At 58.3% G+C, this 21,780-nt stretch carries 18 protein-coding genes; 4 read left to right on the forward strand and 14 right to left on the reverse strand.

Annotated elements, in window-relative coordinates:
* Positions 1–108 precede the first annotated feature (108 nt).
* Together ccoG and Q1W70_RS22570 are read right to left on the reverse strand one after the other, a co-directional pair.
* A complete protein-coding gene (gene ccoG / locus Q1W70_RS22565) occupies positions 109–1,521 on the reverse strand; it encodes a cytochrome c oxidase accessory protein CcoG (protein WP_166591692.1) in 1,413 nt (470 codons plus the stop codon).
* Between the two features lie 195 nt (positions 1,522–1,716).
* Positions 1,717–1,950 carry a DUF3203 family protein gene (locus tag Q1W70_RS22570; RefSeq protein ID WP_166591691.1) on the reverse strand — a complete coding sequence of 78 codons (234 nt, stop codon included), beginning with the start codon at positions 1,948–1,950 and terminating at the stop codon, positions 1,717–1,719.
* Between the two features lie 121 nt (positions 1,951–2,071).
* Here Q1W70_RS22570 and Q1W70_RS22575 point away from each other — a divergent pair, with 121 nt between their 5' ends.
* A complete protein-coding gene (locus tag Q1W70_RS22575) occupies positions 2,072–2,572 on the forward strand; it encodes an MgtC/SapB family protein (protein WP_166591690.1) in 501 nt (166 codons plus the stop codon).
* Positions 2,573–2,582: 10 nt separating this feature from the next.
* On the opposite strand, the gene Q1W70_RS22580 is transcribed toward Q1W70_RS22575, so the two are convergent.
* The 7 genes from Q1W70_RS22580 to Q1W70_RS22610 form a co-directional block, all read right to left on the reverse strand.
* Entirely contained in the window at positions 2,583–2,750 is a 168-nt protein-coding gene (locus tag Q1W70_RS22580) for a hypothetical protein (RefSeq protein WP_166591689.1), read from the reverse strand.
* Positions 2,751–2,842: 92 nt separating this feature from the next.
* The gene (locus tag Q1W70_RS22585; RefSeq protein ID WP_302097985.1) at positions 2,843–3,556 is read right to left on the reverse strand and encodes an AAA family ATPase; all 714 of its coding nucleotides are present in this window, start codon (positions 3,554–3,556) and stop codon (positions 2,843–2,845) included.
* Positions 3,556–4,299: an ABC transporter permease gene (locus Q1W70_RS22590; RefSeq protein WP_166591687.1), complete on the reverse strand. Its 744-nt coding sequence runs from the start codon at positions 4,297–4,299 to the stop codon at positions 3,556–3,558. Before Q1W70_RS22590 ends, Q1W70_RS22585 begins: the two co-directional genes overlap by 1 nt.
* A gap of 11 nt (positions 4,300–4,310) precedes the next feature.
* Positions 4,311–4,820: a hypothetical protein gene (locus tag Q1W70_RS22595; RefSeq protein WP_302097986.1), complete on the reverse strand. Its 510-nt coding sequence runs from the start codon at positions 4,818–4,820 to the stop codon at positions 4,311–4,313.
* 34 nt (positions 4,821–4,854) lie between these two features.
* Positions 4,855–5,511: a YcaO-like family protein gene (locus Q1W70_RS22600; RefSeq protein ID WP_302097988.1), complete on the reverse strand. Its 657-nt coding sequence runs from the start codon at positions 5,509–5,511 to the stop codon at positions 4,855–4,857.
* Positions 5,512–6,297 (reverse strand): SagB/ThcOx family dehydrogenase, encoded by a 786-nt coding sequence (locus Q1W70_RS22605; RefSeq protein WP_166591686.1) that lies wholly within the window; start codon positions 6,295–6,297, stop codon positions 5,512–5,514.
* Positions 6,294–7,151 (reverse strand): McbB family protein, encoded by an 858-nt coding sequence (locus tag Q1W70_RS22610; RefSeq protein ID WP_166591685.1) that lies wholly within the window; start codon positions 7,149–7,151, stop codon positions 6,294–6,296. The genes Q1W70_RS22605 and Q1W70_RS22610 overlap by 4 nt, the downstream gene beginning before the upstream one ends.
* A gap of 1,020 nt (positions 7,152–8,171) precedes the next feature.
* Here Q1W70_RS22610 and Q1W70_RS22615 point away from each other — a divergent pair.
* Genes Q1W70_RS22615 through glgB form a run of 3 tightly spaced genes read left to right on the forward strand, consistent with a single transcriptional unit; the run spans position 8,172 to position 15,796 of the window.
* Positions 8,172–10,166, forward strand: a complete 1,995-nt coding sequence (locus Q1W70_RS22615) for an alpha-1,4-glucan--maltose-1-phosphate maltosyltransferase (protein ID WP_166591684.1) — start codon at positions 8,172–8,174, stop codon at positions 10,164–10,166.
* A 60-nt stretch (positions 10,167–10,226) separates the two neighbouring features.
* Positions 10,227–13,580: a maltose alpha-D-glucosyltransferase gene (gene treS / locus Q1W70_RS22620; protein ID WP_302097989.1), complete on the forward strand. Its 3,354-nt coding sequence runs from the start codon at positions 10,227–10,229 to the stop codon at positions 13,578–13,580.
* Positions 13,580–15,796: a 1,4-alpha-glucan branching protein GlgB gene (gene glgB, locus Q1W70_RS22625; RefSeq protein ID WP_302097990.1), complete on the forward strand. Its 2,217-nt coding sequence runs from the start codon at positions 13,580–13,582 to the stop codon at positions 15,794–15,796. The genes treS and glgB overlap by 1 nt, the downstream gene beginning before the upstream one ends.
* Positions 15,797–16,001: 205 nt before the next feature.
* Here the strand turns inward: glgB and Q1W70_RS22630 are convergent, their stop codons facing one another.
* The 5 genes from Q1W70_RS22630 to Q1W70_RS22650 form a co-directional block, all read right to left on the reverse strand.
* Complete coding sequence (locus Q1W70_RS22630) at positions 16,002–17,066, reverse strand: autotransporter domain-containing protein (protein WP_166591681.1); 1,065 nt, start codon at positions 17,064–17,066, stop codon at positions 16,002–16,004.
* Positions 17,067–17,381: 315 nt separating this feature from the next.
* Entirely contained in the window at positions 17,382–18,182 is an 801-nt protein-coding gene (locus Q1W70_RS22635; protein WP_166591680.1) for an endonuclease/exonuclease/phosphatase family protein, read from the reverse strand.
* 101 nt (positions 18,183–18,283) lie between these two features.
* Positions 18,284–19,042 (reverse strand): PIG-L deacetylase family protein, encoded by a 759-nt coding sequence (locus Q1W70_RS22640; protein WP_166591679.1) that lies wholly within the window; start codon positions 19,040–19,042, stop codon positions 18,284–18,286.
* Positions 19,043–19,248: 206 nt separating this feature from the next.
* A complete protein-coding gene (gene glgX, locus Q1W70_RS22645) occupies positions 19,249–21,411 on the reverse strand; it encodes a glycogen debranching protein GlgX (protein ID WP_166591678.1) in 2,163 nt (720 codons plus the stop codon).
* A 72-nt stretch (positions 21,412–21,483) separates the two neighbouring features.
* On the reverse strand, positions 21,484–21,762 hold the full coding sequence (locus Q1W70_RS22650) for a DUF2934 domain-containing protein (RefSeq protein ID WP_166591677.1): 279 nt from the start codon (positions 21,760–21,762) through the stop codon (positions 21,484–21,486).
* Positions 21,763–21,780: the final 18 nt, after the last annotated feature.

The raw sequence follows: 21,780 nt of genomic DNA on the forward strand, positions 1-21,780 counted from the left end.
TCAGAAAAATCGAGGTGAGTGTGTCGCGAGCGGGCTCGCTCCCACAGGTATTGCACTGTTCCTGTGGGAGAGGGGCTGCTCGCGATGACAGCACCGCAGTGTAAAGGCTCAGCGGTTCATCGGTGCAACAAAGCGGCTCTTCGCCACGCTGTAGACCTGTGGCTCGTCGCTGTCGCTGACCTTGAAGCTCAGGGTCTGCGAGCTGCTGGCGGGCTTGTCGGTGGTCATGGCGACCGACACCGGCACATCGAGAATCTCCCCGGGCGCCAGGCTCAGCTCGGTCTTGCCCTGCAATTGGAAACCCTCGCCATCCACCAGTGACAGGCGATAGTCCTGGCGCTGCTGGGTCTTGTTGATGACCTTGAGGCTGTAGATGTTTTCGATCTGGCCCTGGCTGTTTTCGCGGAACAGGCCACGGTCCTTGCTCACGTCCAGGGACACCATCGGCCGTTCCATCAAGGCCAGCACCAGGGCGCCGATCATCACCAGCAGCACTGCGGTGTAGCCGATCAGGCGCGGACGCAGCAGGCGGGTCTTGCCACCTTGCAGTTGGTGCTCGGAGGTGTAGCTGATCAGGCCCCGGGCGTAGCCCATCTTGTCCATGATCGAGTCACAGGCGTCGATGCAGGCGGCGCAGCCGATGCACTCCATCTGCAAGCCGTCACGGATGTCGATCCCGGTGGGGCAGACCTGCACGCACAACTGGCAGTCGATGCAGTCGCCCAGGCCCACCTCGGCCGGCTTCACCTCACGCTTGCGCGGGCCACGGTGTTCGCCACGGGCCGTGTCGTAGGAGATGGTCAGGGTGTCCTTGTCGAACATCACACTCTGGAACCGTGCGTAGGGGCACATGTGCATGCACACCGCTTCGCGCAGCCAACCGGCGTTGATGTAAGTGGCGGCAGTGAAAAACAGCACCCAGAACAGGCTGACGCCGCCCATCTGCCAGGTCAGCAGCTCTTCGGCCAGTGGCCGGATTGGCGTGAAGTAACCGACAAAGGTCAGGCCGGTCAGCACGCTGATCGCCAGCCACAGGGTGTGCTTGGCCGAGCGACGCAGCAGTTTTTCCAGGGTCCAGGGCGCGGCTTGCAGCTTGATCCGCTGGTTGCGTTCGCCCTCGGTGACTTTTTCACACCACATGAACAGCCAGGTGAACGAGCTCTGCGGGCAGGTGTAGCCACACCAGACGCGCCCGGCAAACACGGTGATCGCGAACAGGCCGAAAGCGCAGATGATCAACAAGGCCGAGAGCAGGATGAAATCCTGGGGCCAGAAGGTCGCGCCGAAGATGTGGAATTTGCTTTGCGCCAGGTCCCAGAGCACGGCCTGGCGGCCACCCCAGTTCAGCCACACGGTGCCAAAAAACGCCAGAAACAGAAAACCCGCACCACTGACACGCAAGGTGCGGAACAAGCCGGTGAAGCTACGGGTGTGGATCTGGTTGTCGCTGGATTTGGCCTTCATCTTTGAACGCGAAGGCTCGAATGTTTCTACTAATCGGACGGGGATTTTTTCGCTCATGGTCTTTCGCTCATCAGCCTCCATCAGGCCAATGAACTATGCGCGGGCAACTGTTTGCATAACAGACTCAGGTATTGGATTAAAAAGCGGATCAGATGCGCCGCTGAGCCGCCCCTGCGACAACTTGATGCACCCCGCCGGGCGTGGCGCAGGTGCCTATCCCAGGCACCTGGCGGGGGGCTTGATAGCGATCAGTCAAATCACCGAATCACTGTCGGTGACCTTCAAGTGCCGCCGCCCATCGACCGCACCTGCTACGGTCAATGCGTCGGCTTCTGCTTCGGTGATGTACACGCGCTGACCGTCCAGGTCCACGGCTGACATCGACTTTTCACTGTCGGTGAGGATGGTCACGTCGGCGGCCAGGCGGATCTCTTCGCCGCTTTCGGTGGTGAAAAAGCAGGTCTGGTTTTCGATGCGCACGCTCATGGGGCTCTCCACTGTTTACGGGGCTTTCACGTTAGGGGCCTGGGGCCGCCCATCGTTCGCTGCGACCGATTAGCGGTCAGCGCGGTCCATGCCTTATCAACCTTCTTTTCAGGACTGCCTCATGGACGCCTGGTGGCATGAAGTCTGGATCACCCTGCAAGCGGAGTTCGCCGACATCGGCGACGCGTCGCAGTTGACGCGCATCACCGTGCGCTTGCTGATCGCCGCGTTGTTGGGGGCGATCCTGGGGTTTGAACGCGAGCAAAAGGGCAAGGCCGCCGGGGTGCGCACCCACATGTTGGTGGCCATGGGCGCGGCCCTGTTTGTGTTGGTGCCGCAGATGTCCGGGGCCCAGGCCGATGCCATGAGCCGAGTGGTGCAGGGGGTGATTGCCGGGATCGGCTTTCTCGGCGCCGGGACCATTCTCAAGGGCAAGGACGGCGACGACAGCCACGTCAAGGGCCTGACCACCGCCGCCGGCCTGTGGATGACCGCCGCCATCGGCGTCGCCGCCGGCATGGGCCGCGAGTCGACGGCGGTGCTCAGCACCTTGTTGGCCTTGGCGGTGTTCAGCGTGATGCCGTGGATCGTCAACCGGTTCGATAAGGACAAAGAACCGTAGGGACAGATTTTTATGCCGGGCCGACAATCACCGGCGGCATCGGCGTCGGTGGCTCCTCCCGCGGTGGCGGGTTGGTGCCAGGCGGGTCCTGCTCGGGAACCGGCTGCGGATCGGTCTCGGGGATCACCGGATGATCGATGTTCGGGTCCGGGGTTTCTCCTGGGAAGGGATTGGTCATCGGTCTAACCTCCAGCGGCACGTGGCGTGGGTCCTGCTTATGTGGGTTGACCTCCCGCGTGTGGATTTGATTCCAGGCATCGAGCGCAACGGTTAGGGAGCAGAGGTCGTGGCTGCCCGGATAAATGCTTCGTCAAGGCTATCGGTCTCGTAGTGGCTAATAAATTCAGCGCCGGATTGAAAGGGTTTGAAAGTGCATTCACTAATCATATAAAAACGATCGCAGTGGGCAGACACTTCTTCAATGTTGTGTGACGAGACTAAAATGGCGACCCCCTCTCGAGCCGCACCCGTTAAACATTTCCAGATGTAGTGGCGGAACTCCGGGTCAACCCCGGCACTGGGTTCATCCAGGATAACCAGGTCGGCACTTAGTGCGAGTAAGGTTAATGTGAAGAACCAGCGCTTCTCACCGTAACTACAGAGAGTGGATTTTTTATTCCATAGCGCCTTGTATCTATCAATGATTTCGGGGCTCCATGCCCGGAGTTTATCAATTGCACACTGTTGGCTAATATTTTTTGATGAGCAGAGGGTCGTAATCAGCTTGAAGACATCAGACATGCGAAGTGTGTGTGGGGTTGTTAAAGATTGAGTGAGGTACAGTGGGTGTTTGAATGTGCTATTCACTCCAAGATTTCTGTCGTTCAATAATCCGCATATCATGTCGAAAAATGTGGTTTTCCCGCTGCCATTTGGGCCTAGTAAACCCACGATTGAACCGGCCTCTACAGATATTGAGGCGTTGACGAATATTGGCCTGTTTGGATATCTGAAACAAATATTGTTGACTGATAGTGATTTCATTAGTATCTGCTCCATACCGGGTTGACTCTTAAGAAGCGCAGGGTAAGAAGAAAGGTGATGGGGAATAACGTTAATATGATTATTAAGTGTGGCAGGTTGCTCTGTGTACCGTTCAAGATTATGTTGTAAGCCATGGCTAGCGGGTTGATGTTGTATAGAGAATACGAGGTTGATGGCGTGATGTTTGCGCTGTAAATACCTAGTGTGAGCATTGAAAAAGAGATGATTGAGAAGGTGGTGTTGGCGTTTTGAAACGTAAGGGGAGGGAGTGTCAGTAAGAGACCGGGTATGCTGAAAAGGAGAAAGCAGAGGTAGAAGCGACCAACGATGAACGTCGCTTCACTTATGGAGTAGGCACTGAAAGCGGGGCGTGTAAGCAAGTAAAACGCCAGACAGTAAAATACCGATATTGATGAATAGGCCAGGAATTGACCCAGTAAGAAAATGGTTCTTGCTTCAAGTGTGTAGATAAAAGATCGTGTAAATCCGCTTTCTCGGCGTCCGATGATGTAAAAGGAGAAACCAAAAAAAGCGACGCTTGAAGATATGTAGGCATAGAACCAAGACGTCGCCTCCATATAATTCGCCTGGTAGGGGGGAGTAATGCCTTTGGAGTAGTTCAGTAAATAAAATAGCGCCGTTGGCGAGAGTATTGTCCAAAAAAAAGCGGTAGGTTCTTTAAGCTGTTCTTTTATGAAGACGGTACTGATTTTTATGGTGCGATAAGTTATTGTGCTAAGCATGGGTGTTCTCTTTATGGGAAAGGGACCATGAATTTTTTACGATCTTCGTAGATTTCGTTCAGAAACTTTTCCGAGTATTTGTTTCGGAGGTTTATGTTTGCTGAGTTGTTCATGTGTAAAAACAGATCTGGAGATATGTATTTGCTCGCGTAGCATGTGGAGTTATTGATGGTCATTGGCTTTAAGTAGATGAAGCCTTTGATGTGCTGATTGTCGAGTGCGGCAAGTAATCCTTGTTCGTTAAATTCGAATGACTTGCTGGGTTGCGGTGGTGGCTGAATGAGCGTGGTGGTAATTGTTCTGTAAGTTGTATAGTTGTTACAGTTCAGAAAGTACTTCAGGTAGGGGTCGTCAATGTCAGAGTGCGCGCTGTCGGTGGCAGTAAAAACATCTATGAAACGGTACGTCTGCCAAAGTTCGTTAATAGACTTTTCTATTGCTTCCTCCACGCTTGCCGCATAAGCCATGCCGGCACAGTAATTTACGTGCCTTCCTTTTTTGTGGTTTCCGTAAACTGTCAAGATGCAGGATCCTGGGAAGTTGGCGTCTGAGATATCAATAATCGTGCTTTCTCCAGACTCGCAGTAGGTGCTTGTATAGTGCGCACGAATTGGATTTGCGTAACATATTAACAGTGTCGGTGGGTGAGATTATCTTGTTGCATCTTTTTGTAAGCCAGAATTTAGCTAAAAACTGTCTTTCAAGTTTTTCTTTTAGCGAGCCAAATATAGCAGTCGTGGGGTCCCAGTGAAAACTGCACCCGCATGTATCACGTTGCGGGTATAATAAATTGTCGCTCTCAATTTTGTGTGAGCTAAGTGATATGCACGCGGTTGGGATGTGGCAACTGGAAAAATCGTCGCTTCTGTAGACTTCAGATAGATTAAAAGTGTGCTCTTCAATCTTTTCTGGTTGATGTGCTTTTTCGGACGTTTGACTCAGCGCCACTGCGAAACTGATTTTTTCTTCTGGGGTTAATGAATACCCAAGAGGGCCTTGCTGGTCGGGCATGACCTCCATATAGAAGTGGCGTCGTTCAAAGTACTCGCCGAGCGCAGACTGTATGGCTTTTGACCCGGCGCCGATACCTGACCCACCATTGCCCCATCTATCATTAACTTCTGCTGATGTAGGTATGGATTTAATCCCGCAGGGCTGACAGGTCAACATTGTCGGTAATGAGGATATGTTGTTCTGGTTGTATGTATTCATTTATTCTCCTACAAACTGCACTGAGAGAGGTAGGAATAACGCCGGATTCAATCCGAGCGATTTACATAGCATTGAGTCTGTGTAAGCAGACCAAAGCCGGCTTTGAAGATTGAGATTTTTAGCTTGAAGGTCGATTAGCATATAGATAGAACCCGCCTCCATAAGTGCTAGGCGATATCCTCTGTATCTGTACTTGAACATCGTTTTGGGAAGGTATGCGATATATATTATGGCGAGGCTTGGTGTTCCAATAGTTCCTGAGGTAGACAAAATTGCAGAGCGTAATTCGTTTGTGCATTCAGAGTTCTGGACGATTTCGAATTTTGCAGATTGAGGGAGTAGGTGTAATATTTTTTCTGGGCACGGCCATGTTGGCTCGTCACTCATTAATGAGCAAATAAATACCTCGATTGGGTAAAGCGCACCACCGCTAGGGTAACCTCTTTTGTAATGGTCTGTATTTTTAGAGATCAAGGGGCTGACCAGATCTTCAATAAGATCGAACGTTATGTTGGCTTTGGTGAATTTTTCGCATGACTCATTTCGATTGAGAGGGCTGGATGTTTTATTAATTCTCGTCGGTAGGCAGATGTCCATGTCTGGATAAAGTCTAAGCTCATTGCCTGTTAATCTTTCTAGATGTTTTTCGTCAATAAAATGAAGGGCGGTTGATGGCTGGAATGCAGGGTGGAGGATGTAATTTCCTTTGCTGTGAAAGTCAAGGACGTCGTCATAAACTATTGGGTCGAGAAACCTAAGGTAATAGTCGTGAGGAACACTATTCATTTGATATTCCTCAGGCAGTCACACATGCACCAATGTGAAACTGAAGACTCTGAAACTTGCCCGTTGCTGAGGGAAATATTGGTTTCTTGAAGAATGTTGTCTTGATAGCGGCAAGCACCGTTTGTACCGGTCAAGAATTTTATCTTTTGGACCAATGCGCCAATAATTAAAGCCTTTTGATAAAGGGTTGGTAGTGCTGATGGGGTTGGGATATATCGGCTTTGACAAAAATTGAGCAAGTTTGACCATGTATTTTTGCTGGGTTTATAGGTTTCATGACTAATCACTCTATCTATAGAGCAGAAGTGACAGGCATTGCCTAGTGCTTGAACGTGGGGTTGCCCTATTACGTAGGATGCTCCTGCAGGGTAGCAAATTATAATTGCACTTTCAGGTAGGGTGGACGCAAGTTGGAAGTAAATACTTTTTAACTCGTTATAGTCATAATTCTGATAGGTGATTGCTATGAGATATCGCGTTTCATTATTTACGGTTATGGTCAGTTCCGATATTGGGCAAGTGATTGTCGAGTCAGGTAGTTCGTCTGCTAGAAGTGATTCGAGGTACTCACGGTCCTCCCAGTCGTGGGCGACGATTATTTTTTCAAAAAATAGAGGTCTGTCAGATTTTAGACCTACTGATTTTTCAAGCGATCGGTAGGCGTCTTCGTAATCAAGGTGATGTTCGCTTAATAAGCTAGATAGATCAGCTTCTGAAATGCTTGTTCGATTTTGTAGTTTTTTTAATACGTCTAAAAGAGACGGAGATGTCACTCGGGATACACCTTTTGGTGAGATTATAATGCTGTCATTGTTGAAGTTAAGAAGGTTGTAGTTTTCGATGCTTAGTTTCATGGCTGTCCTTGTGTTGGCCTTTCAGAACGTATCGAAAAGGCCAACTCTCATTTTAGAGTTTAAGTAGGCTATTTAGATTGCTCATTGTCTGGATGGGTTGAGATCGCGTTACCACCGGATCCGCCGGAACCGCCACTTCCACCACTGCAACCGCCACCACCACCGCAACCACCACTTCCACCACAGCCACCGGCTCCGCCAGAACCTCCCGCGATTTGCGGTACTGAGGCTTCTCCAAACTCACTTTTGAAACTGAAGACTGTTTCGATCAAATTTCCTGGTTTCATTTTTGTACTCCTGATCGGTTGAGAGCCACTTCCTATCAAGTGGCTCTCAACTTTTAGTCTGGCGGGGCGCGTGTTGCAAATTGATTGGGTTTGTAGCTGTAGGAGGTTTCTCTCGAATATTTGAACATTTTCTTGCGAGTTTAAGATTGATTTCTGATTGTTTTGTTTTTGATATAAACCAGGGCGAAAGAGTGACTTTTCTACGGTTTGTCCTGATTTTATGGGGGTGTTAATAGATGGCCTGTTGTAATCCGTTTTGTTGAGGCGCTGAAGCTTCTTAAGATGTTTGTAGTGCGTTTCTTAAGCTCACGTAGGTTGCGTATTTTTATTCGCACTAACCGGCCAAGAAAAACCGACGAGCGGTATGTGTTTCACAGGGTTGTCATGGTGACCATTCAATACTGAGGATTGCTGGAGGTTTATTAGCGAGTTTGCCTCTACTGCAGCACCGATCTCGATAGCGACGTGCTCGCCGGCAGAAGTGCTGGATTATCGATACCCACTGCTGCTGTCGGGAGTGGATGGGGGATTTTCCAACCCCCAGTGGCATCTGGCCTGAGTCGTGCTTAAGTAGGTTGACCACGGCGCCGAGGATTCGGATCCAGCCAATTCCCTATGAACTTTTGCCGGTGCCTGTCGCTCGGAACCTAAGTGAGCTCATTCGGTGCGGGACTACCTTGCCGACGACACCCAGACACATGAGCGTCCTTGGGGCGTAAAGGAGAGAGGCTCGATGACGGCTGCGAAACCTGATGAGTTGAGCTACAACCCCCACATTCCACTGTCCCAGGCGCTGCTGCTGCCGCGCATCGTGATTGAAGGCACCATGCCGATCCTCGAAGGCGGGCAGTTTGCCGTCAAGGCCGTGGTGGGGCAGGACGTAGAGGTGACCAGCAACGTGTTCGCCGACGGTCACGACAAGCTCGCGGTACGCCTGCGCTGGCGTGGCGAGGGTGATGCAGTGTGGCGCAGCGAGGTGATGGCCGACCTGGGCAACAATGCCTGGCAGGGGCGTTTTCGTGTGCCGGCCCAGGGTCGTCATGTGTTTTGCATCGAAGCCTGGATCGATCACTTCGCCAGTTTTTGCTACGAACTGGACAAGAAGCACGTTGCCAATATCCCCGTCAGCCTGGAGCTGCAGGAAGGCCGGCTGCACGTCCTGCAGGCCGCCGAGCGCGCCGAAGGGCCACTCAAGGCGCAACTGACGGCGCTGCACCAGCAATTGTCCGGCCTGCTCGAAACCGAGCAGGTCGCTTTGTTCCTGCACCCCGATAGCGCCGAACTCATGGGCCAGGCCGATCACCGTGCCTACCTGAGCCTGAGCCCGGAGTACCCGGTGGACGTGGAGCGCGAGCTGGCGCAGTTCGCCAGTTGGTATGAGCTGTTTCCGCGTTCGATCACCGACGACCCCGCGCGCCATGGCACCTTCAATGACGTGCATGCGCGCCTGCCGATGATTCAGGACATGGGCTTCGACGTGCTGTACTTCCCGCCGATCCATCCGATCGGTCGCCGCTATCGCAAGGGGCCGAACAACGCCCTGACGGCCGGGCCGGACGATCCGGGCAGCCCCTATGCCATCGGTAGCGAGGAGGGCGGCCATGAGGCGATTCATTCGCAATTGGGCAGCCGCGAAGACTTCCGTCGGCTGGTGGCGGCTGCGGCCGACCACGGCCTGGAAATCGCCCTCGACTTCGCCATCCAGTGTTCCCAGGATCACCCATGGCTGCAGCAACATCCGGGCTGGTTCAACTGGCGTCCGGACGGCACGATCAAATACGCGGAAAACCCGCCGAAGAAGTACCAGGACATCGTCAACGTCGACTTCTATAGCAGTGAGGCCATTCCCAGCCTATGGCTGGAGCTGCGCGATATCGTGGTCGGCTGGGTCGAGGAGGGGGTGAAGATCTTTCGCGTCGACAACCCGCACACCAAGCCGCTGCCGTTCTGGCAATGGCTGATCGCTGATGTGCGGGCGTTGTACCCCGAGGTGATCTTCCTCGCCGAAGCCTTCACCACGCCGGCGATGATGGCGCGCCTGGGCAAGGTCGGGTACTCCCAGAGCTACACCTATTTCACCTGGCGCAATACCAAGCAGGAGCTGGCCAGCTACTTCAGCGAACTGAACCAGTCGCCCTGGCGCGAATGCTACCGGCCGAATTTTTTCGTCAACACCCCGGACATCAACCCAGGCTTCCTGCACGAATCAGGGCGTGCCGGGTTTCTCATCCGTGCGGCGCTGGCGACCATGGGCTCGGGATTGTGGGGCATGTACTCGGGGTTCGAGCTGTGTGAGTCGGCAGCGGTACCGGGCAAAGAGGAGTATCTGGATTCGGAGAAGTACCAGATCCGCGTCCGCGACTTCAATGCCCCCGGCAACATCATCGCCGAGATCGCCCAGCTCAACCGCATCCGCCGGCAGAACCCGGCCTTGCACAGCCATCTGGGCTTGCAGCTGTACAACGCCTGGAACGACAACATCCTGTACTTCGGCAAACGCAGCGCCGATGGCAGTAACTTCATTCTGGTGGCCGTCAGCCTGGATCCGTTCAACGCCCAGGAGGCGCATTTCGAACTGCCATTGTGGGAGCTGGGCCTGGCGGACGACGCAGTGACCCAGGGCGAAGACTTGATGAACGGCCATCGCTGGAGCTGGTACGGCAAGACCCAATGGATGCGCATCGAGCCCTGGCATCAACCGTTCGGCATCTGGCGGATATCGCTGTAGCGCGGGCTCACAAGGCCCGCACGACCGGTCCTGCCACCCCCCATTGAACAGGAGATTGTAATGGCGAAGAAACCCAGGTCAGCCACCTTCAGCGATGACCCGCTCTGGTACAAGGATGCGGTGATTTACCAGGTTCACGTCAAATCCTACTTCGACTCCAACAACGACGGAATCGGCGATTTCCCCGGGCTGATCGCCAAGCTCGATTACATCGCCGACCTTGGCGTCAACACCATCTGGCTGTTGCCGTTCTACCCTTCGCCACGGCGTGACGATGGCTACGACATCGCCGAATACCGTGGCGTGCACAGCGACTACGGGACCATGGCCGACGCCAAGCGCTTCATTGCCGAAGCCCACAAGCGCGGGTTGCGGGTGATCACCGAGCTGGTGATCAACCACACCTCCGACCAGCACCCCTGGTTCCAGCGGGCACGCAAGGCCAAGCCCGGATCGGCGGCGCGGGACTTTTATGTGTGGTCCGACGACGACCAGAAATACGACGGCACCCGGATCATCTTCCTCGACACCGAGAAGTCCAACTGGACCTGGGACCCGGTGGCCGGCCAGTATTTCTGGCACCGGTTCTACTCCCACCAGCCGGACCTCAATTTCGACAACCCGCAGGTCTTGAAGGCGGTGCTGTCGGTGATGCGCTACTGGCTGGACATGGGCATCGATGGCCTGCGCCTGGACGCCATTCCGTACCTGATCGAGCGCGACGGCACCAACAACGAAAACCTGCCCGAGACCCATGACGTGCTCAAGCAGATCCGGGCCGAGATCGACGCCAATTACCCGGATCGCATGCTGCTGGCCGAAGCCAACCAGTGGCCGGAGGACACGCAGCTGTACTTTGGCAACAAGAAGAGCGGCGATCCCCACGGCGACAGCGGCGACGAGTGCCACATGGCGTTCCACTTTCCGCTGATGCCCCGCATGTACATGGCCCTGGCCCAGGAAGACCGCTTCCCGATCACCGATATCCTGCGCCAGACCCCGGAGATCCCGGCCAACTGCCAATGGGCGATTTTCCTGCGCAACCACGATGAGCTGACCCTGGAGATGGTCACCGACAAGGAGCGCGATTACCTGTGGAATTACTACGCCGCCGACCGTCGGGCACGGATCAACCTGGGTATCCGCCGGCGCCTGGCGCCCTTGATGGAGCGTGACCGACGCCGGATCGAGCTGCTCAACAGCCTGCTGCTGTCGATGCCTGGCACACCGACCCTGTACTACGGCGACGAAATCGGCATGGGCGACAACATCTACCTGGGCGACCGGGACGGTGTGCGCACGCCCATGCAGTGGTCGATCGATCGCAACGGCGGTTTCTCCCGCGCCGACCCGGCCAGCCTGGTGCTGCCGCCGATCATGGACCCGCAGTACGGCTACCTGTCGGTCAACGTCGAAACCCAGGCGGGCGATCCCCACTCGTTGCTCAACTGGACCCGGCGCATGCTGGCGGTGCGCAAGCAATCCAAGGCGTTCGGCCGCGGCACGCTGAAAATGCTGTCGCCGAGCAATCGCCGGATCCTGGCCTATACCCGTGAATTCACCGGGGCCGATGGCCGCCACGAAACCATTTTGTGCGTGGCCAACGTGTCGCGCAGTGCGCAAGCGGCCGAGCTGGATCTGTCGGCCTACGTCGGCATGGTCCCGGTGGAGATGCTGGGGGGCAACGCCTTCCCGCCCATCGGCCAGCTGAGCTTTCTCCTGACCCTGGCGCCCTATGGGTTCTACTGGTTCGTGCTGGCGGCGGAAAACCAGATGCCGAGCTGGCACGTGGAGCCGGCGCAAAGCTTGCCGGACTTCACCACCCTGGTCCTGAAAAAGCGCATGGAAGAGTTGCTTGAAGCACCATCGCGCACCCTTTTGGAGCAAAGCGTGCTACCCAGCTGGCTGCTCAACCGCCGCTGGTTCGCCGGCAAGGATGCCAGCATCGAATCGGTGCACATTGCCTATGGGGTGCGTTTTGGCGATGCCCAGCATCCGGTGTTGCTGAGCGAAATCGAGGTCAGCAGCCAGGGCCAGACCAGCCGGTATCAATTGCCCTTCGGTTTTCTTGGCGAGGACCAGGTGGGGGCGGCGTTGCCCCAGCAACTGGCGCTGTCGCGGGTCCGGCGTGGGCCGCAGGTCGGCCTGGTCACCGATGCGTTCAGTCTCGACAGCTTTGTGCGGGCGGTGTTGCAGGCGATCCAGGCACAGACGGTGCTGGCGTCCAGCGACGGCGAGATTCGTTTCGAACCCACTGGCCAACTGGCGCAGCTGGGGCTTGGGGCCGAGTCCGAAGTGCGTTACCTGTCCGCCGAGCAGTCCAACAGTTCAGTGGTGATCGGGGGCAGCCTGGTGCTCAAACTGATCCGCAAAGTGGCCGGTGGTGTGCACCCTGAGCTGGAGATGGGCGCGTACCTGACGGCGGCGGGCTTCGAACATATTTCGCCGCTGCTCGGCTCCGTGGTGCGGCGCGACGCCCAGGGCGTGGACCACCTGCTGATGATTGCCCAGGGGTACCTGAGCAACCAGGGCGATGCCTGGGAGTGGACCCAGAACAACCTTGAGCGGGCGATTCGTGACGAACTGGCCGATGCCATGTCCGAACAGGACCAGCACTACAACGCCCTCGGCGAACTGCAGGATTTCGCTGCCATGCTCGGCCAGCGCCTGGGTGAAATGCACCTGTTGCTGGCAGCTCCCGGCAAGGACCCGGCGTTCGGCAGCGAAGTGACCACCGCCAAGGATCAGCAGGTGTTGTACCAGTCGATCGCCGCGCAACTGGAACGCGCCTTGCTGTTGCTCAAGCAGCACCAGGCTCAACTGGGAGCTGGCGATCAGCAGCGGGTGGCCCGTTTGCTGGAACACCGCAAGGTCATTCTCAAACACCTGCAAGGGTTGGCCGAACAGGCCACGGGCGGCCTGCGTATGCGAGTCCACGGCGACTTGCATCTGGGCCAGGTGCTGGTGATCAAGGGCGATGCCTACCTGATCGACTTCGAGGGCGAACCGGCGCGGGCATTGCATGAACGTCGGGGCAAGCACAGCCCGTACAAGGACGTCAGCGGGGTCCTGCGTTCGTTCGATTACGCCGCGGCCATGGCGCGCAACGGCCAGGGCGTCGACAGCACCGAGCAAGCGGATGTCGCACGCGCACGGGTCACTGAACGGTATTTACGTGAGGCACAGGCCGCTTTTGTCCAGGCATATCGGCTGGCGACAGCTAGTCTTGCTCATGCCTGGCAGATGCCTGGGGCGCAAGACGCCGCGCTGGCCTTGTTCAGTCTGGAGAAGGCTGCTTATGAAGTGCTGTATGAAGCCGAAAATCGTCCCGCCTGGCTACCCGTGCCGTTGCACGGGCTCTATGGGTTGTTAAGTGGACTTGAACCCTTTTCCGAGATAGGTGGAGAGCAGTGATGAAGGAACGGGGACTCAAAGAAGCGCTGCTGCCGGCAGCGCGCGACATCGAGGCGCTGGTGCGTGCCGAACATCCGGATCCGTTTGCGATTCTCGGGCCTCACGGGGATGACGCCGGCGGCCAGTTCATTCGGGCGTATCTGCCGGACGCCTTGAGCGTCCAGGTGCTGGCCCGTGACAGCGGTGCAGTGCTGGGCAGCCTGACGGCCAGCGAGGTGCCGGGGTTGTTCGTCGGTCATTTCCCCCAGGCCCAGGCGTACGTCCTGCGGACCCAGTGGGCCGGTGGCGAGCAGACGGCCGAGGATCCTTACAGCTTTGGCCAGTTGCTGGGCGAGATGGACCTGTATCTGTTCGCCGAAGGCAACCACCGTGACTTGAGCGCCTGCCTGGGCGCCCAGTTGCAGAACGTCGACGGAGTGGATGGGGTGCGCTTTGCCGTGTGGGCGCCGAATGCCCGCCGGGTCTCGGTGGTGGGGGACTTTAATATCTGGGACGGCCGCCGCCACCCGATGCGCCTGCGTCATCCCTCCGGGGTCTGGGAGTTGTTCATCCCGCGCCTGCAGGTGGGGGAAGCGTACAAGTACGAGATTCTTGGCGCCCAGGGGATCCTGCCGCTGAAGGCCGATCCCATGGCCCTGGCCACCCAGTTGCCGCCGGACACCGCGTCGAAAGTCGCCGGCCCCTTGACCATCGACTGGCAGGACCACGCCTGGATGCAGACCCGCGGTGAGCGTCACCTGCCGAGCGCGCCGTTGTCGATCTATGAACTGCATGCCGGTTCCTGGCAGTGCGAGGTCGACGATGTCGGGGAAGTGGCGCGCCAGTACCAGTGGGGCGAACTGGCCGAACGTCTGATTCCCTACGTGCAAAACCTGGGTTTCACCCACATCGAATTGATGCCGATCATGGAGCATCCCTTTGGCGGCTCCTGGGGTTACCAGCCGCTCTCGCAGTTCGCACCCAGTGCGCGCTACGGTTCACCCAGTGACTTCGCTGCCTTCGTCAATGCCTGTCACCTGGCCGGGATTGGGGTAATCCTCGATTGGGTGCCGGCACACTTTCCCACCGACACCCATGGCCTGGCGCAGTTCGATGGCACCGCGCTGTACGAATACGGTAACCCGCAGGAAGGCTTCCACCAGGACTGGGACACCCTGATCTACAACCTGGGGCGCACCGAAGTGCACGGTTTCATGCTGGCTTCGGCGTTGCACTGGCTCAAGCACTTCCATATCGACGGGCTGCGGGTCGATGCCGTGGCCTCGATGCTCTATCGCGACTACTCGCGCAAGGCCGGTGAATGGGTGCCCAACCGCCATGGCGGACGGGAGAATCTGGAAGCCATCGATTTTGTCCGCCACCTCAATGACGTGGTCGACCTCGAGGCGCCGGGCGCCCTGATCATCGCCGAGGAGTCCACCGCCTGGCCGGGCGTCAGCCAGAGCACCCAGCAAGGCGGGCTGGGCTTTGACTACAAGTGGAACATGGGTTGGATGCACGACTCCCTGCACTACATCCAGCAGGACCCGGTGTACCGCGCGCACCATCACAATGAGCTGAGTTTTGGTCTGGTGTACGCCTGGTCCGAGCGTTTCATCCTGCCGATCTCCCACGACGAAGTAGTACACGGCAAGCATTCGCTGATCGACAAGATGCCCGGCGATCGCTGGCAGAAGTTCGCCAACCTGCGGGCCTACCTGAGTTTCATGTGGGCGCATCCGGGCAAGAAGCTGTTGTTCATGGGCTGTGAGTTCGGCCAGTGGCGCGAGTGGAACCATGACCAGCAGCTCGATTGGTACTTGCTGCAGTACCCGGAACACCGGGGCGTGCAGAAGCTGGTCAGCGACCTCAACCAGCTGTACCGCGAAGAGCCGGCGCTGCACGACCAGGACGATGTGCCGCAAGGGTTCCAGTGGTTGATTGGCGATGATGCGATCAACAGCGTCTATGCCTGGCTGCGCTGGAGCAAGGATGGCCGACCGGTGCTGGTGGTGGCCAACTTCACCCCGGTGCCGCGTCCTGCCTATCGGGTGGGCGTACCGTTTGCCGGGCGCTGGAGTGAGTTGATCAACAGCGACGCGGGCATTTATGCCGGGTCCAATTATGGTAACGACGGTGGCGCAGAGACTGAAGACGAAGGTAGTCACGGGCAGCCGCAGTCACTGGTGCTGAATTTACCGCCGTTGGCGGTGTTGATGTTGCGTCCGTTTGGGTAGAGGCCGGCCTGATGTATCGATGGTGGCTGACATACCGTCATCGCGGACAGGCTCGCTCCCACACATGTGCTGGGTGTACGCGAGATCTACGGGCAGGCTAAAGCACTGTGGGCGCGAGCTTGCTCGCGATGAGGCCAGTCCATTCAACATCAATGGTGCCTGACGCACCGCTATCGCGGGCAAGCCTTGTTCCTCCAACATAAGCTCACCAGCGCATCCGCACGCCGAGGCTGCCGATCAGACCGTTGAGGTCGTTGTCGTCGACGTCGCTGCTGTAGTCGGCACTGACGTAAAGGCTGACGCTGGGGCTGACTTTGGCGACCAGGCCCAAGCCCAGTTCGACGGTGGAGGAGTAGCGGCTGCTGCTGATCTTGTCGACCTGGTCCAGGGTCACGGTGTCGCTGGTGTTGATCCGGTGCCACAGGTTGGTGCGGACGTAGGGTTCGACCGGCAGGCCGTTGATGTCGTAGCTCCCTTTCAAGCGCGCCCCGACCCGGCCACTCCAGCTGCTCAGTTCATTGGCCTGGGCGTTGCCGTTGGCGTAGGGGGTGTCCAGGGAGATGCGCTGGTTGATCAACTGCGCCTGGGGTTCGATCACCCAGTTCTTGCTGATCCCGATGGGGAACCCCCCTTCCACCGACAGCGTCACCGCGCTGCCTTCTGTGGCTTGGCGCTCGCCCTGGGCGTTACGGCTGAAGCCGCTGACCCGGCCGCCACTGGCGCTCAGGTCGACGTGCCAGCCGTTGGCCCCGGTCAAGCTCCAGTACGCACCGAGACTGTCGCCCTGGACGTTCAGGCTGTCGGTGCCGGGGTTGGCCAGGGCCGGACCAACCAGCGTACCGTTGCTGTTGCCCTGGATCTGGTTGCTACCACCCAACAGGCCCACTCGTTGGGTACTGCCGCCATTGCCGTGCACGGTCAACAGGGCCGGGCCCTTGGCCAGCGCCGCACCTACGGTGGAGAACTGTGAGTTGAGGACATCCTGCTCGGCCTGGGTGGCGGCGTGTCCGTAGACCTGTTGCCAGGCCGAAGGGGCGGCCTGTTGGATGGTCAGTAACTGGTTGTCGAGTCCGGGCTGGCGCATGAACTGGCCGGACGCAGTGATAGGGGGGGCAGGGAAGGCGAAGGTCGGTACGTCCTGGCGATACCAGGGAATCGCCTCGTCTTCGGCAGACGATGCCACAACCTCCATGGATGTACACAGCAGCAGCGAAGTCGACAGGGTGTATAGGGTGACGGATATCTCGTGTTGGATAAGGGAGGTGTTCATGGAGGTCTACCTTGCTGCATACGCATGCCATGTCTGGTCTTGGCGTCTCTCCTACCCCGAATGAGGGGCGACCGATTTCGTTGGGGCAAGCCCCGGCGGCCCGCAGGAACGGGAGCTTTCGGCCTGCCCCAGGAGTTACTTCCGGGGGTAGTAAGGGTTAGCTAAGAAGACCCGGAGCCCTGCGTCAAGAAATTGAACGATGAGCGGTATGGCTAATTTAGGTCACGTAAATGCCTGAAAATTGACGACTCTCTAAGCTGTTGTTTCACCGGAAAATCATCCGGAAACGGCTCTGCATTACCCTTTTGGCACGAATCAGAGATGTACCTCGACCGCCAGCGGCAAGTGGTCGGAAAGATGGCTCCAGGGTTTATTGCCGAGGATTCTGGGGGCGTGGCTGCTGGCGTTGCGCAGGTACACGCGGTCCAGGCGCAGCAGCGGGAAACGTGCCGGATAGGTCTTGGCCGGCCGCCCGTGGTGGCGTTCGAAGGCCTCATGCAAGTCATCGCGCTGAGCAAGGGTGACGTTGCCCTGCAACTGCCAGTCATTGAAATCGCCGGCGATGATCACCGGAGCGTCTGCGGGCAGTGACTCGATCAACTGGCAGAGCAGCGCCAGTTGCAGTTGGCGATGGCTTTCCAGCAGGCTCAGGTGTACGCAGATGGCGTGGACCTCGGCGTGGCCCGGTACATCCAGCACACAGTGCAGCAAACCACGGCGTTCGGGCCCGGTGATCGACACGTCCAGGTTGCGGTGATGGCGGATCGGGTACTTGGACAGCAGGGCGTTGCCGTGGTGGCCGTCGGGGTAGACCGCATTGCGTCCGTAGGCGAAGTCGCTCCACATGCTGTCGGCGAGGAACTCATACTGCGACATCGACGGCCAGTTGCTGTGGCGCGAGGCGTGGCGATCATGCTCACCCAATACCTCCTGGAGAAACACCAGGTCGGCGGAGGTACTACGCACGGCCTCGCGCAACTCGGGCAGGATGAAACGCCGGTTGAGGGCGGTAAAACCTTTGTGGGTGTTGACGGTCAGCACCCGGAGCCGATGCACGGCCGGGAGGGTGTCCTGCGGCGGGACGGGGCCGGGTTGACGTTCTGGGTCGGGGTTCACGTGCACTCCTGGAAAGTCGCGGCGGGATATCCATGCGACTGATGTGGCGGCCAGCAGTTCAGAGTATCGCCGCCGATCATCGACATCTGTGGGCAATGGCCTTACACAAAGACAATCTCATAGGGTTGGCGCAAGCGTTCCAGGACCACCTTGGGCAACAGCGGCGCGATGCCCATTTCCGGATCGCCATCCAGTTGGCTGGCATAGGCGTGGATGGCATGGCGCTTGCGAGCGGTCGTCCAGCTGTCCAGGCGCACCTTGCGCGCGCGATGCCAGGGGATCTGCCCTTGGTCGCGCACCGGCCAATGCCAGGCCCAGAAAGGCAGTTCGCACAGACGGGCACCGACCATCTGGGCGGCCTTGGCACTGGCGCGACCGACGGTGTCATGGTCGACGACGCCGTCTTCGCGCCATGTGCTGAACAGCACATCTTCGGGGCGCAGGTAGCGGGCAATGAAGTGCGCCAACTGGGTCTCGCGCTCGGCCAGTGCGGCGTCGGTGAAACCGCCACGAATCCACTTCAGGCTGTGCATGGGCAGCCCCAGCCTGCGCAGGGCCTCGACACTTTCCTGGGGGCGAAACACGCTCAGGCGTTTCTCCGGCCACAGTTGCGAACCCGGGTAGCTGGCGCTGCCGTCGGTGACGGATATCAGTTGCAGGGGATGCCCCAGGTTGGCGAACAATTGCAGCAGGCCGCCGCAGGTCACCACTTCATCGCCGGGGTGGGGGGCGATCACCACGGCGCGGGCGCCGGGTGCGATGAGCGACTGAGTGTTGATGACCGGCAGGTTGTCCAATTGGCGGGCGCCATTCCAGATCTGCGCGGGCAGGTTGCTGTCCAGAAGCGAGGTGCTTTTCATGTTGACACGTCCTTGTAAGCGTGAGCTGTCGGTCGTCTCCCGATGCCTGACCGACAGGCTGAGTGCCTTGCTCCGTCCATGCGCCCGGAACACCCTGGGGGCAGTTCCTCAAGGGCAGCGGGCAGAGTATTGCCCATGGTTCAGGGTTCGTCGCGTGCGCGGCGTGGTCCCCCAGGTTTTTTTTGTGGTGCACCTGGGGGAACTCCTCAGTCTTCGTCGTGGTGCTGCAATTCGAACAGCAGCAGCGAGCGGCCGGTGACTGAGTATGAGTGCTCGAACTCGAAGCGCTCCTGGCCGCGGATCGAGGGCTGGTTGGTGTCGATCATGCAGGTCCAGAAGCCACCGTCCGGAACCGCGGGCAGGCTGAAATTGACGATGTCGTGGTGGGCGTTGACCACCAGCAGCAAGGTCGCATCGGCGCCCTTGCGGCGGATGCCGGTTTCCTGGGCGCGGCCGTCGAGCAGCATCCCGAGGCAGCGGCCATGGCTGTCTTCCCACTGTTCGGTGGTCATCTCGCTGCCATCCGGGGCCAGCCAGGTCACGTCCTTGACCCCGATGTCTTCGTTGTAGCTGCCCACCAGGAAACGCCCGCGACGCAGGATCGGGTAGGTCAGGCGCAGTTTGATCAGGCGTTTGACGAACTTGAGCAAGGCCTTGCCGTCGTCACTCAGGTCCCAGTTGACCCAGCCGATCTCGCTGTCCTGGCAGTAGGCGTTGTTGTTACCGTGTTGGGTGCGGGCGAATTCGTCACCGGCCACCAGCATCGGTGTGCCCTGGGCCAGCAGCAGGGTGGCGAAGAAATTGCGCATCTGCCGTTGGCGCAGTTCGTTGATCTCGGGATCGTCGCTCGGGCCTTCGACGCCATGGTTCCAGGACAGGTTGTTGTTGCTGCCGTCCTGGTTGTCTTCGTCGTTGGCTTCGTTGTGCTTGTCGTTGTAGGACACCAGGTCGTTGAGGGTGAAACCGTCGTGGGCGGTGACGAAATTGACCGAGGCGTAGGGCCGGCGCCCGCGCTGGTTGAACATGTCGCCGGAGGCGGTCAGGCGTCCGGCGAAGTCGGCCAACTGGCCGTCGTCACCTTTCCAGAACGCGCGCACGGTGTCGCGAAAACGATCGTTCCATTCCACCCATCCCGGCGGGAATCCACCCACCTGGTACCCCCCGGGGCCGCAGTCCCAGGGTTCGGCGATCAGCTTGACCTGGCGCAGCACCGGGTCCTGGCGGCAGGCCACGAGGAAGCTGTGGCGCTCGTCGAAACCATCGTGGTAACGCCCGAGGATGGTTGCCAGGTCGAAGCGGAAACCGTCGACGTGCATCTCCGTGGCCCAGTAACGCAGGGAGTCGGTGACCATCTGCAGCACGCAAGGGTGGCTCAGGTCGAGGGTGTTGCCGGTGCCTGAGTCGTTGATGTAGAAACGCTTGTCGTCCGGCATCAGGCGGTAGTAGGAGGCGTTGTCGATGCCGCGCATGGACAGGGTCGGTCCCTGTTCGTTGCCTTCGGCGGTGTGGTTGTAGACCACGTCGAGAATCACCTCCAGATTGGCTTCGTGCAGGTGCGCGACCATCTCCTTGAACTCGGCGATCTTGCCGCTGGCCAGGTAGCGTGGGTCGGGAGCAAAAAAGGCGATGCTGTTGTAGCCCCAGTAGTTGGTCATGCCTTTGTGCAGCAGGTGCTGGTCGTTGACGAAGGCATGGATCGGCAGCAGTTCCACCGACGACACTCCCAGCTTGCGGATGTGCTCCAGCAGGTCATCGACCATCAGCCCGGCGAAGGTGCCGCGCACCGCCTCCGGAACCGCCGGGTGGCGCATGCTGATGCCGCGTACGTGAGTCTCATAAATGATCGTTTTGTCCCAGGGCACACTGACTCGGTGGTCGTGGCCCCAGGTGTGCGCCGGGTCGATCACCTTGCACTTGGGTACGAATGGCGCACTGTCACGTTCGTCGAAGCTGAGGTCGGCGTCCGGGTGGCCGATGGTGTAGCCAAACAGCGCTTCGGACCATTTCAGCTCGCCGACCAGTTGCTTGGCGTAGGGGTCGATCAACAGTTTGTGATGGTTGAAACGATGACCGTTCTGCGGGTCGTAAGGACCATACACACGATAGCCATAGATCAGCCCCGGATGGGCATCGGGCAGGTAACCGTGAAAGATCTCGTCGGTGTACTCGGGCAGTTCGATGCGTTCGAGTTCGACTTTCCCGGCATCGTCGAAGATGCACAGTTCGACCTTGGTCGCGTTCGCCGAGAAGATCGCGAAGTTGACCCCCAGACCATCCCAGGTCGCGCCCAGCGGGAAGGGCAGCCCTTCACGAATCCGCGAGGTTTCTGCGCCATGGGCTGGTTTTGCGGTGTTGTCGGGTGAGGTCATAAAAACTCCTGTAGCGCATGACCGGCATCGACCTGAGGTGGTCGATGCGGTTGTCGTAGCCGCTGTCGTGGGTCAACTGGCCGGTTTGCGCGGGGCGCGGGGCTTTTTCGCGGCGACGCTTTTTTCCCCTGGCGGGGTGACGACCTGGGCGGCGCCGGCCTTGGCCTTGGTTTTCGTTGCGGGCGGGGCCTTGGCTTTTGGCGTTTTTACCGGCTTGGCCGGTGCCAGGGCTTCGGCTTCCGCCAGTTTGCGGGCCATCTCCCAGTGGCGCGCTTCCTGTCCTTGGGGTTGACCCTCGGACTCCCAGATCTGATAGGCAAATTCACGAACGCGTTTTTCATCGGTACTCATCGCAATGCTCCTGAGTTG

Origin of the sequence: Pseudomonas kielensis (assembly GCF_030505375.1) — a bacterium.
Classification (GTDB): Bacteria; Pseudomonadota; Gammaproteobacteria; order Pseudomonadales; family Pseudomonadaceae; genus Aquipseudomonas; species Aquipseudomonas kielensis.